The 11480-nt window shown below is 43.3% G+C and carries 19 protein-coding genes; 15 read left to right on the top strand and 4 right to left on the bottom strand.

Annotation, left to right across the window (positions count from 1 at the left end; translation table 11 throughout):
* The 8 genes from ACWVCM_RS06910 to ACWVCM_RS06875 form a co-directional block, all read left to right on the top strand.
* Positions 1-190, top strand: a 190-nt coding sequence (locus ACWVCM_RS06910; RefSeq protein WP_455200994.1) for a hypothetical protein, incomplete at its 5' end; no start/stop codon positions are given.
* Positions 191-552: 362 nt separating this feature from the next.
* Positions 553-921 (top strand): DsrE family protein, encoded by a 369-nt coding sequence (locus ACWVCM_RS06905; protein WP_455200993.1) that lies wholly within the window; start codon positions 553-555, stop codon positions 919-921.
* 277 nt (positions 922-1198) lie between these two features.
* The gene (locus tag ACWVCM_RS06900) at positions 1199-1816 is read left to right on the top strand and encodes a sigma-70 family RNA polymerase sigma factor (RefSeq protein WP_455200992.1); all 618 of its coding nucleotides are present in this window, start codon (positions 1199-1201) and stop codon (positions 1814-1816) included.
* Positions 1813-2070, top strand: coding sequence for an anti-sigma factor family protein (locus ACWVCM_RS06895; protein WP_455200991.1), 258 nt, complete (start codon positions 1813-1815; stop codon positions 2068-2070). Before ACWVCM_RS06900 ends, ACWVCM_RS06895 begins: the two co-directional genes overlap by 4 nt.
* A gap of 15 nt (positions 2071-2085) precedes the next feature.
* Positions 2086-2532 (top strand): DsrE family protein, encoded by a 447-nt coding sequence (locus ACWVCM_RS06890; protein WP_455200990.1) that lies wholly within the window; start codon positions 2086-2088, stop codon positions 2530-2532.
* A 79-nt stretch (positions 2533-2611) separates the two neighbouring features.
* Positions 2612-2746 carry a hypothetical protein gene (locus tag ACWVCM_RS06885; protein WP_455200989.1) on the top strand — a complete coding sequence of 45 codons (135 nt, stop codon included), beginning with the start codon at positions 2612-2614 and terminating at the stop codon, positions 2744-2746.
* A gap of 98 nt (positions 2747-2844) precedes the next feature.
* Positions 2845-3762 carry a methylenetetrahydrofolate reductase gene (locus tag ACWVCM_RS06880; protein WP_455200988.1) on the top strand — a complete coding sequence of 306 codons (918 nt, stop codon included), beginning with the start codon at positions 2845-2847 and terminating at the stop codon, positions 3760-3762.
* 172 nt (positions 3763-3934) lie between these two features.
* Complete coding sequence (locus ACWVCM_RS06875; protein WP_455200987.1) at positions 3935-4126, top strand: hypothetical protein; 192 nt, start codon at positions 3935-3937, stop codon at positions 4124-4126.
* A gap of 38 nt (positions 4127-4164) precedes the next feature.
* On the opposite strand, the gene ACWVCM_RS06870 is transcribed toward ACWVCM_RS06875, so the two are convergent.
* A complete protein-coding gene (locus ACWVCM_RS06870) occupies positions 4165-5805 on the bottom strand; it encodes a serine hydrolase domain-containing protein (RefSeq protein WP_455200986.1) in 1641 nt (546 codons plus the stop codon).
* 232 nt (positions 5806-6037) lie between these two features.
* On the opposite strand from ACWVCM_RS06870, the gene ACWVCM_RS06865 reads away from it, so the two are divergent.
* The 6 genes from ACWVCM_RS06865 (at position 6038) to ACWVCM_RS06840 (ending at position 9189) form a co-directional block, all read left to right on the top strand.
* Positions 6038-6403, top strand: a complete 366-nt coding sequence (locus ACWVCM_RS06865; protein ID WP_455200985.1) for a VOC family protein — start codon at positions 6038-6040, stop codon at positions 6401-6403.
* A 15-nt stretch (positions 6404-6418) separates the two neighbouring features.
* Positions 6419-6805 (top strand): DUF2306 domain-containing protein, encoded by a 387-nt coding sequence (locus ACWVCM_RS06860; RefSeq protein WP_455200984.1) that lies wholly within the window; start codon positions 6419-6421, stop codon positions 6803-6805.
* Between the two features lie 11 nt (positions 6806-6816).
* The gene (locus tag ACWVCM_RS06855; RefSeq protein WP_455200983.1) at positions 6817-7110 is read left to right on the top strand and encodes a hypothetical protein; all 294 of its coding nucleotides are present in this window, start codon (positions 6817-6819) and stop codon (positions 7108-7110) included.
* A gap of 130 nt (positions 7111-7240) precedes the next feature.
* Positions 7241-8122: a dienelactone hydrolase family protein gene (locus ACWVCM_RS06850; RefSeq protein WP_455200982.1), complete on the top strand. Its 882-nt coding sequence runs from the start codon at positions 7241-7243 to the stop codon at positions 8120-8122.
* A gap of 17 nt (positions 8123-8139) precedes the next feature.
* Complete coding sequence (locus ACWVCM_RS06845) at positions 8140-8559, top strand: DUF1801 domain-containing protein (protein WP_455200981.1); 420 nt, start codon at positions 8140-8142, stop codon at positions 8557-8559.
* 195 nt (positions 8560-8754) lie between these two features.
* A complete protein-coding gene (locus ACWVCM_RS06840; RefSeq protein ID WP_455200980.1) occupies positions 8755-9189 on the top strand; it encodes a hypothetical protein in 435 nt (144 codons plus the stop codon).
* A gap of 5 nt (positions 9190-9194) precedes the next feature.
* Here the strand turns inward: ACWVCM_RS06840 and ACWVCM_RS06835 are convergent, their stop codons facing one another.
* From ACWVCM_RS06835 to ACWVCM_RS06825, 3 genes are read right to left on the bottom strand one after another with little or no spacing between them, the layout of a single operon-like run.
* Positions 9195-10010, bottom strand: coding sequence for a peptidylprolyl isomerase (locus tag ACWVCM_RS06835; protein WP_455200979.1), 816 nt, complete (start codon positions 10008-10010; stop codon positions 9195-9197).
* Positions 10011-10055: 45 nt separating this feature from the next.
* A complete protein-coding gene (locus tag ACWVCM_RS06830) occupies positions 10056-10355 on the bottom strand; it encodes a YciI family protein (protein WP_455200978.1) in 300 nt (99 codons plus the stop codon).
* A gap of 2 nt (positions 10356-10357) precedes the next feature.
* A complete protein-coding gene (locus ACWVCM_RS06825) occupies positions 10358-10903 on the bottom strand; it encodes a septation protein A (RefSeq protein WP_455200977.1) in 546 nt (181 codons plus the stop codon).
* A gap of 185 nt (positions 10904-11088) precedes the next feature.
* Between ACWVCM_RS06825 and ACWVCM_RS06820 the strand changes: the two genes are divergently transcribed.
* On the top strand, positions 11089-11480 hold a 392-nt coding region (locus ACWVCM_RS06820; RefSeq protein WP_455200976.1), incomplete at its 3' end, for a PHP domain-containing protein.

Here is an 11480-nt window from a genome sequence, read left to right as displayed (position 1 = left end):
CAGGAAAATAAAGAAAGATCCCACGGGTAAGTTACACGATTCATACGATGGTATATGGAAGGCTTTCGGTAAAAAAACTCGGACAATCGCCAGGTCTGCAAAAATCCACGTATCTACCAGGCAACGTGTGCAGAAATTAGCGGACTATAATCCTGCAAATTTACCGGCAGAACCGAACTACGAAGCTTAAAAATTTATAACCCTTTTTTTTCTCTCAACGCACATTTTACAGGTGGGCAGGTTCGGGAGCTTTACGCATTCATAAACATTGAGTTAAGTGGAGTCCATACCATTAGCAGTGGACTGGCGCTGGATAAACTTCACGGATCCAAACTGCCTTAAAATTGTTATAGTCCTTTCCTTGTCTCACCTGTTGTCAATTCAAAATATCATTAAACCACAAAATTATTCCAATTAGCGGGACCTAAATATCTCCCCGTTGCGTCATATCTAATAAGCAAGTACTTCATAGTTAACATACGGTTTATGGGGTGTTGCTCGTTTAACTTATAGAGTGTAAACCTACGTCAACAATAATTTGGGAGAAATGTCATGTCAGACAAGAAAAAACTGGTAGTGGTGGTCACCAATGGATTCGATAATGAGCGTTCATCGGTTGCATGGAGTGTCGCGAATGGTGGAATTGCTTCAGATTATGAGGTAACAATGTTTTTAGTTGCCTCAGGTGTGGACTGGGTGCGCAAAGGTGCTACAGAAGTAGCCCGCCTGAATCCGCTTGATCCACCGGCAAGTGAAATGATCCAGAATGTGATAGATAGTGGCGCCACTATCATGGTTTGTCCCCCATGTGCGAAGGTTCGTGGTTATGAGCAAAAGGACCTGATCGATGGAGTAGTGCTGGCTGGGTCGACTTCCATGCTGGAAGTTGTGAGCCAGGGGGCGTCAACTTTGACTTTCTAATCAATAACTAAGGCCAGGTCCCGAAATATTTGTGATTTTTCGGGACCTTTTATGCAGGTAAATGCGTCAAGGACAGTGTAAGGTACAATTAATGAGTTCGCTTTTTGTAAAAATAACAAAAAAGTAGGGAACGATACCATGTGTAGACTTTACGCTGTGAGTGAAAACCACTCAATCGATACTGGATGCTATCTATCGTTTCTTGTATTGAGGGAGACTTGGTATGAATCAGCAAGATCAAGAATTTTATTCGCCAGTGTAACAGGGCGTATAGCAAATGACTGAGCATAAAAATAAAAAGGCTTTTTTCAGTCAGCGTATTGAGGAAACTATGCATTCCCTTTACGCGATGGCTAATCGATTAACAAGAAATAGTGCTGATGCGGAAGACCTGGTCGCTGATGCCGTCACAAAAGCGTGGGTCGCAATTTCGACTTTGGAAGAAGAAGATCGTTTTCGCCCCTGGATATTTCGTATTTTGCATAATTGCTTTGTTAGTGATTACAGAAAAAAATCGGTACGTCCAGCAGAAGCGGCTTATGATGAAAATTCAGTGGACGATGAAGATAATCAGGTCGTGTCGTATTTGCTGGAACAGCCCAATGAGTTTTTGTGCTGGTGGGCGGAGCCGGAACGAGAGTTTGTTAATAATCTTTTAGGTGAAGATATTATGGCGGCCGTAGAAGATCTGCCAGAAGCTTTTCGTATTACCATCCTGCTGATAAATCTGGAAGGATTTTCCTATGACGAAGCAGCAGATATTTTAGGAGTACCACCGGGAACAGTGCGTTCTCGAATGAAACGTGGCCGTACTTTATTGCAAAAGGCATTGTGGGAACAGGCAAAGGATGCTGGGTTAGTCACAAGTGACACTATGAAGGAGCGTCAATCATGACGAAAGAGGAAGACAAATCCAACGTTGAGGAAATAGATTGCCTGGAAGCAATTGAACTTCTATATGCTTACCTGGATGGTGAGCTTGATGACGAAGAGCTGGCAAAATATGAGCATCATATGGGGCATTGTCGTAGTTGTTATTCCAGGTCTGAATTGGAAACTGCGCTAAACAAGCGCATCGAACAATCTGTTAAGGGTGAAGTGCCGAAAACACTTCAAAATCGGATACGTCATTTGGTTGATAAGTTCTAGATCGGGGAATGTATTGTGATCGTTCGGTTTGCACTTGCTGTATTATTACTGCTAGCCTTTGCCTCCATTGGCAGCGCTGAAGACAATGTGGGCTACAAACCTGCCAGGGTCGTTTATGATGTTTCAAGCCCGGATCCTGAAGCGCTGGCGCATATCCTTGACCGAGCCAGTATGTTACAGAATGTTTATCAAAATGATTCCTTTGAGGCATCCATAATATTTGTTATCCACGAGGGTGCCATTCCCCTGTTTGGTAACAAAGACAAAAATCAGCATTCGAAACTAATGCGCCGGGCTCGCAGCTTATCGATGGGTGATATTATTCAGTTCAGGGTATGTAAAGCCTCGGCACGCATGCAGGGCTACGAAAAAGAAGATATTCAGGAATTTGCTTCCATGGTGCCCATGGCTGACGCAGAAATTGTTATGCTGCAACAAAAAGGATATGCGTACTTACGCTAGCGTTAGTTCAACCAGGGGATAAAGGGTGCCCATAAAAAGAGCCTGGACCTGCCTGTTAACTTCCTTCTATTGAATTCCAATGCATGTGGCTCAGCCGGAACAGATGGGGCGAGAGAAATTTGTTCGGCGGTTTATCGTGGAATACGAGCTTATGGGCTATCGCCGTGTACCGCTGGAACTCGCGGCTAATAAACTAGCCCTGGATTTTATGTAAATTATACAAATACACAAATGCTTATTCTAAAGATAAAAAGAGTCAGATTCATAATATGTGTATAATAGTGAAAATTTGTTTTGATTAGAGAGTTCGCAATGCTGGTTGATAAAATAAAGAACAGAGAAAGCGGAATTATTCTTTACGGTATTACTCCACCTAAAAAAGGAACTGAGCCAGAGAAAATAGCGGAGATTGCCGCTCGGCAGGTTCAAAGGCTCGATTCACAAAAAGTTGATGGACTGATTCTCTATGATATTCAGGATGAAAAGTCCCGTACAGCTGAGGAACGGCCATTTCCTTTTATGGCAACCCTGGATTCGTTCGCTTACTGCAAAGATTATTTGAGCGCTCTATCCATTCCCAAGATCATCTACCGCTCGGTTGGTAAATATAGCAAATCAGAGTTGTCACAGTTCCTGGTGGATGCATCAGCAGAGGACTATCTGACAGTTTTTGTCGGTGCGCCGTCGAGGTCGCAATCAGTCACAATGTCAATGAGTGATGCTTATAAACTCAGAGCGGAAACCAATAGCGATCTACTGTTAGGCGGTGTGACTATACCTGAACGGCATCAGGCAAAGGGCGATGAACATCTCAGGGTGTTTGATAAAATATCGAAGGGCTGCAGCTTTTTTGTTTCACAAGGTGTTTACGATGTAAATGCATCTAAAAGTTTTTTATCAGATTACTACTATTATGGGCGGGAAAACGGTATTCCGCTGGTTCCTGTTCTATTTACCTTAACGCCTTGTGGCTCGCTTAAGACGCTTCAATTTATGAAGTGGCTGGGTATTAGCATTCCCAAGTGGCTGGAGAATGACCTTGTTCATTCTGAAGATATACTGGAGAAATCGGTTGATTTCTCTGAGCAAAGCTGGCTGGAATTAAAAAGCTATGCTGATGAAAAAGGCATTCCCGTTGGTTGCAACGTTGAAAGTGTGGCTATCAGGAAGGTTGAAGTAGATGCTTCAATTGAGTTATTGAAAAGAGTCAGTAAAACTAACAGGGAGTAATTATCAGGGCGTGATGTTCCATTGTCCAGCAATGGTAACAGTCATGATGCCTCAATTTTTCAATGAAGAGTGACAAACGTCACTAATGTACTAAAGCATTCCAGATATGGTTCGCTATATACAGTGGATTGGCAGGCTATTTAGTACGTTATAGATTGGTTGGGAGATTGAGATGGGAATACTTGGTACGAACGATGTTATATGGGAGAAGCTTGGTTGTAATACTGCAACGATACTTCATCTTTTCCGATCTAAAGTACCTGGTGGATGGTTGGTAGTCGTTGTTGGTGGTGAGTCAGAAAGTGCATCACTTACGTTCTACCCTGATCCAGAGCATCGTTGGGATGGTAAATCACTGGATTAATCGATCAAAAAAATCAAAATATTTTGCTGAATTTCATTTTATTTTTTTACTAACCGATAGCCTCCATAATTAATTACTGGTTTGTCATTCTCGTGCGTAATGTAGATAGTTTCTTGCATCCCACGACCGATACCTTCGATGAGTGCCATGTTTTCTGCTACAGGCTTGAGTATCAGGCTGCCACCACCCTGGTTTTCAATCTTAACGAATGCAATCAATAAGTTTTCCTTGATGTCAAGTTTCACTTCCTTGAACCAGGAAAAGTCACCTTCAGGCAGGTCCAAAATATACTTGCCTACGCGTTGTTTCCAGGCCTGCGGAATCGGTTCAGGAAAGATTTTCACACCTGCGGGAATGGAGCGATTTTGATATTCTGCTATCAGTAATTCCCTGTCGTTGATGGTGTCTATTTTTATTCGTATTCCTTGTGATAATTTTGCTGGCATAGGAATAATTCCAAACAGGCGCAACTTTGGTGACAGCCAGCCATCCGAATGGTGACGTAGAAGGGCCTTAAAGAATAATACTCTGGCTTCAAGTCTGTTGCCTTTGGTATAGATTTTGACGGGGCCAAGACCAGTGGCGTATGTGCCAGGCATATTTTTTAACAATCCAGCAGGGCAAGGTGCTTCTGCCACGGGTTCAGGTTCCTCTGGCGCCAGGATGCCAGATTTTAATTCTGCCGCCTTGATTAGAATTTTGTCGGCTATTTCCTCTATAAATGGCAGAGACATGGCGGTATTTGAGAGGACGACTATGCTTAAGCCCTGGTCAGGAAGAATAATCATGACACTCATAAAATTGAGAGTACCACCATTATGCCAGGCGACCCTTCCCAGGTGGTCGAGCCTGGGTCTGTCCAGTACCCAGTTCAAACCTAACTTCATTCCCATGTCATAGCGTTCATTATCATCTTTCTGTTCTGATAGCATTTCACTCAGCGACTCTGGTTTGAGGACAGGTCCACCGTTTTCCATGACCATATTCGCGAACCGGCTGAGTTCAATCACATTGGTGTACAAGTTTCCGGCAGGCAAGTTTCGTATCGGGTATTCCTTATTCTCCCTGTTACGTTTATAGCCCTTAGACATCAGTATCTGATTAACCTGTGCATCGTCAAAAGTGGACTCATGCATATTCAGTGGCGTCAAAATGTTCTTCTTGATGTAGTTTTCAAATTGAACACCCGTTACCCGTTCTATAACTACGCCTTGTAAGTCTGTGGCGATATTAGAATAAGCGGAAATAGTACCCGGCGCATATGGAGCGTGTACTGAATTCATGTAGTCAATTACAGTGTCAAAGCGTTTGGGGTGCTCATTGAACATACCTGAAATCAGATCACCGCTTAATCCCGAACGATGTGTCATGATCTGGCGCAAGGTAATTTGTGTATCAACCTTAAAGTGGTATTTGGGTTTGAGTTCCGGAATATACGACTGGATTGGCGCGTCAATGTCTATCAGGCCCTGTTCTGCCAATTGCATAGTCGCAGTGGCTGTGAAGACTTTGGAGATGGAGCCAGCTTTGTAGAGAGTTTCTGGAGTTGCGATTGTGTTTCGCTCTTTGTTTGCATAACCAAATCCCTCAGCCCAGACGATTTCGCCACCATCCTGCAGTGCAACGCTCATGCCTGTGACTTTGTGTTTTTTCATGCCGCGAGTGATCTCTTTGATCAAATCGTCTCTTAAAGATCTGTACTGTTCCTTAATCAAAATGCTTCACAACCTTTATTGAAATGTATCGAAGTTATAAGTAATGCGCTCATTATTTAATCAGTTAGTGAATATTGCAGTTACGATATTAATTTATTGATATTAATGATCTGTAATGATTATCATATGTAAATATTACGCGAATTAACGCAAAGTTTTTACGCCTGGTTAATGTTCGGCATTTCAGGAGACGCTCATGGACGAGTTGGAATCAGTAGAGATTAAAGCTTTTGTGCCTGCAAAGGATTTTGCACTTTCGAAAGAATTCTATCAAAATCTCGGCTTTACCCTGGCCTCAGATGATACCGGTATCGCCTATTTTCATCATAAGGACTGTAGCTTCCTGTTGCAGGATTTCTATGAGCCGGCGCACGCCAACAATTTCATGATGCATATGCTGGTAAAAGATATCAGCAAATGGCATCAACATATTGTCACATCCGGTGTTGCAGAAAAGTACGGAACGAAGATTTCCGAAATTAAAAAGCAGCCGTGGGGAATGCTTGATTTCATAGTAAATGATCCAAGCAATGTAGTGTGGCGGTTTGGTCAAAACATATAAAGAGGAAGGTTTGTAGTGACCTACACAGAACTCGCCTATATGCATTTAGCAACAATACTACCCGCATTCTTAATTGGTACTTACCTTCTCCTGAATAGAAAAGGCACATCTCAACATAGGCTACTTGGAAAGTTATATATGTTATTAATGCTGGTTACTGCAGTAACTACATTATTTATGCCTGCCGAAGTAGGGCCGCAGTTTTTAAATCACTTCGGGTTTATACATATCTTTAGTTTACTGGTACTTTACAACGTACCCTCAGCATATGTGGCCGCAAAAAGCAGTAATTTGAGAGTGCATAGAGGAAATATGATTGGACTGTATGTTGGCGGCATACTAATAGCCGGCTCATTTGCTCTCATGCCTGGCCGAATGTTGCATGACTGGTTGTTTGTGTAAAAATAAACTAAATGACTAAATATGAACTTTACATTTGCGATATTTCTGGCGAGCATAAGCCAATCGCAAAATTCGTATCAGATACTCCGTTCATGTCCGTATCGACAGGGGACAGGTTTGATGACCATGGTTGGAATCGTTTAGATGGAGTTGGCAAAATAGCTTCTGAAGAATATCCAAAAAGGTATATTGTGCATTCAATAAAATATACTGTAATTGAATCTGATGGCGCGTTACTTAATCAGTATTGGTTGAATCTCTCTCCTCATGAAGGTCCGCGGTCACCTGCATGGCAAGAAGATTAATATTAAAATATAATTAACCCACAATCACATTTACACAGTTCTCTCAATATGTTCGGGCATCAGCCGTTTTACCTGGTTAAAACTACCATTAAATTACACCTGAGATCATAAACTCGTCAGAGGTAACTCAATGAGAAATCTTTTAATACTATTTGTAGCGATCAGCTTAATGCCGATTGCGTTTGCCAGCCACGAGCCCTGGGTGAAGTCAGAGTACCCACAGGATAAGGAAAAATTGTGGTGGGATGATGACTGGTGGGAGAATGGAAAATTAGACAGCCCAGCCAGCTATGAAGTCAAAATGGAAAAAATAGCCTATGAAAGTGGCGATGCCGAAATCCCTGCCTATTTGTTCCGACCAGTCAAACCCGGCAAGTACCTTCCTGTGCTTTTCCAGCATGGGCGACGAGGGCTGGATGATTTGACATTGCTGGCGCCAAGACGTCTTGCAGCAAGAGGGTTTGTTGTTCTGGCACCGGATGTCTGGAGTGGTCGATTTTTTGATCGGTATCCCATGGGGCATGATTATGTCAGTGATTCTGATGTTGCCAGGGGGGTCGATGCTTTGTTGAAACAGCCCGATATCATTGGAAAAAAAGCATGTATAGTCTCTCATACACGCGGTGGTTATATGAGCTTGAAAGCACTGGTTACGCACAAAAAACAGGAAAAGGAAGTTGCCTGCTATGTTTCGTTTTATCCGCATTGGCAAGATCCGAATAAACCAGAACCAATGCAGGTATATCAATACGCACCTGAAATAAATGACCTGAAAGTACCCGTGCTGATATTCTTTGGCGAGCATGAGCAATACCAAAGACTGCGGCCCATCATGGAAGGCATTAAAGCCCTGGAAGAAAAAGGCAGGAAACCTCAGTTAATTATTTACCCGGGTGTTGGTCGAGGTTTTGATTTTCGTCCCCCGCACGTACGCACCTTCGCGGATGATTTGGCAACCAAGGACGCAATTCGAAGAACCGAATTATTTATCCGTAAACATTTAAAACAATAACTATAAATAATTTTGGTATGAGGAAGATTAAAAATCCGGAAGTCGCAGAAATATTTCAGGCTTACCCCAGGCGCATGAGAGTTAAGTTGGCGTTTCTTCGGCAACTGGTGTTCGATGTAGCAAAGGAAACAGACGGTGTTGAAGCAGTGGAAGAAACATTGAAATGGGGAGAGCCAAGCTATGTCGCCAAAGGAGGAAGCACCATAAGAATTGACTGGAAGGCGTCAGCACCAGACCAGTACGCGATGTACTTTCACTGTAAAACAAAATTAGTTGATACCTTCAGGGAATTATATAGAGACAGGTTTAAGTTTGAAGGTAACAGGGCCATCATATTTTATGAAAACGACGAGATCCCAGTAGAAGCGTTAAAACATTGCATATCTCTGTCACTCACTTACCACGCTAGAAAAAAACTGCCATTGCTCGGCGCTTAACTTAAGATGATAACAATTAAACAAAGTATGAAGTACGGCGTAGTAGCGAGAAAATGCGATTGCCCGGGATTGAATTTGTGCCTGGATACGCGAGCCGGCTATCGTGGATTGATATCAGGTTTCCAAAAAATACAGCTAGAACATTGCGTTGTAGTTGATGATGAGAACGGTACGTATTTGCGCTATGCTTAAAATATGATGTATACCCGTCGCTATTTTATTACAACACTTGCGCTACCTTTGATAATTGTGGGAATAGGCGTGCTGGTTGTGGGTGTTATTACCGATGTTAGATTTAGCAACATTAGTACACTTCTTACACCGTACTTGTGTTTTTTCGGGGTGCTATCAATTTGGGCATTAAATAATGCACCCAACAAGATTCGAAAAGCGGCGTATCGAGCGCCACTTATATATCTTGCCTTTGAGTTATCTTACCTGATCGTTGAGTACGCGGCAGGCGCGTCGTTAGCAAAAGATATTGTTGGCCTGGGTGGCGTGCTGATCATTGTCGCCACTTACATTGTTATAGTAGGGTACTTGTATACTTTTATTATGGAGCAGGGGTACTTTTCCTATCTGGATCAGAAACGCCGTGCTTCGAGCTTACGCCCCAGGCTACATTGCTAAATCCGTTATTTCTTGTCGGCGGTTCGTTCGATCTTCGCTTTGTTGCGTAGCGATCCTATATAATTTTCGATCTGCAGGTTTTGTACACGCATTTTAAGCTGTTCCCGCATTTGTTCGTAAGGAGGCGGCGGTACCTCCCTGGAATCTTCCATTAGTATGACGTGCCAGCCAAAATCGGTTTTTACGGGTGCTTTTGTGTATTCACCCTTCTTTAATTTTCCGACGGCTTCAGCAAATGGTTTCACCATTTCACCGGGTTTAAACCAGCCCAGATCACCACCATGAGTGGCGCTGGGGCCAGTGGATTTCTTTTTGGCAAGCTCGGCAAATTTCGCGCCTTTGTCAAGTTCTTTGATAATTGTTTTTGCGGTTTCTTCTTTTTCTACCAGGATGTGACTTGCCTTGTATTCCCTGGTGGCCATTTGGCTTTTGCGCTTGTCGTATTCTTTTTTCAATTCTTCATCGGAAATTTTTGCGGCTTCAGTAACATTTTTAAGCATGGCGCCAGCAACCACGTTTCTGTGTAACATGGCAAGTTGGGCTTCGACGTCCGGATTTTTATCAATCCCATTTTTTATCGCATCCTGGTAAATCAGTTCTCGATTAATAAGCTCCTCAATCATCATTTGTGTTTGTTGTTTTTTTGAAATGTTGTCAATGAAGCCGCGGCTTTGCTGGTAGCTTTTTAACATGCTTGCAGTAATGTTATTTCCATTAACTACCGCGATAACACCGTCTTTCTTTTCGGCGGAAAAACTTTGTGTGGAGACCATTAACAGACAGGCAGTAGTTGCAACGAGAGAAAATTTTAACAGGTTCATGCAATGCTTCCTTCGGATAAGAAAATTTGTGAGTCGAAATAGAATTTAGGGTAATACTTTTTTAAATGGTTTGACGGTGACTTTGTTGTAGACGCCTGCGCCAATATAAGGATCTTCGTCGGCCCAGTGTTGCGCTTGCTCCAGTGATTCAAATTGGGCGATGATGATGCTGCCGGTGAAACCTGCGTCGCCGGGATCTTCGCTATCAATGGCAGGATTTGGCCCGCAAACCAGTAGACGATTATCCTGGTTGAGTTGTTTTAAGCGTTCAATGTGAGCCGGTCTTGCCGCCAGACGTTTTTCGAGACTGTTCTCGTTGTCTTCGCCGATGATTACGTACCACATGGTTACTTGCTTTCTGCTTCTGAAACTTCCATATGGCGGGACATATAGATAGCCTGAGCAATGACGAACATGATGGTGAGTCCCATCATGCCGAATAACTTGAAGTTCACCCAGGTATCGGTGTCAAAGTTATAAACCACAAACAGGTTGATAATCCCCAGCGCGACAAAGAAAATGACCCAGCTCATATTGAGCTTTAACCAGATTGCCGAGGGCAGGGTGACACTTTTACTCATCATGCGTTCCACAATGGTCTTGCTGCCAATGAATTGACTGCCCAGGAACGCAGCGGCAAAAATCCAGTTCACCACGGACGGTTTCCATTTGATGAACATTTCATCCTGTAACAGGATGGTGGCACCACCAAATACGACCAGGATAGCCAGGGTAATGAGATGTGATTTTTCGAATTTTTTGTGCTTGAAATAGTGTATGCCTACCTGGATAAACGCAGCGGCGATGGCGACCGCGGTAGCGACATAAATGTCATAAACTTTGTAGGCAACGAAAAACAGTAGAACGGGGAAAAAATCAACGAGAAATTTCATTATACACTTCAGCTAAATTTAACTATTTGTTGGGAATCAGTATGGTTAGGACACGAATTTAAGTTGTGAATTCAAAATCAGGCCACAATTTAGCACATTCCTCGACCGCTAAATAGACCAAATTCACGTTTTTATCTAATTTCAGGTAAGGAATCGATCAGCAAAATCGAGTAATATCTGCCGCCATGCAACCGGTTTACGATCTACACGCGCATTCTATAGCTTCTGATGGCTCGCTGACGCCAACGGAGTTGGTGGCACGTGCAAAATCCAGGGGTGTGGATGTGCTGGCATTAACCGACCACGATGTAACCGATGGCATAGCGGAAGCCCACGCTGCGGCCAAGGAGCAAGCACTACAGTTGATAGCCGGTGTTGAAGTGTCTGTTACCTGGTCTGGTACGACGGTGCATATACTTGGGCTGGGCATTGATCCGGCATGTACCGAACTTCAGCAGGGCCTGGCCAGGTTACGTGAATTTCGTGAGTGGCGAGCCGCAGAAATTGGCCGGCGACTGGAAACCAGTGGTATCAGCGGTGCACTGGACGGCGCAAAAAAATATGCCACGGGAGCGCT

Source organism: Kaarinaea lacus, assembly GCF_975902315.1.
The sequence above is the reverse complement of the archived record's forward strand: the minus strand, read 5'-3'. Positions and strand labels throughout refer to the sequence as shown.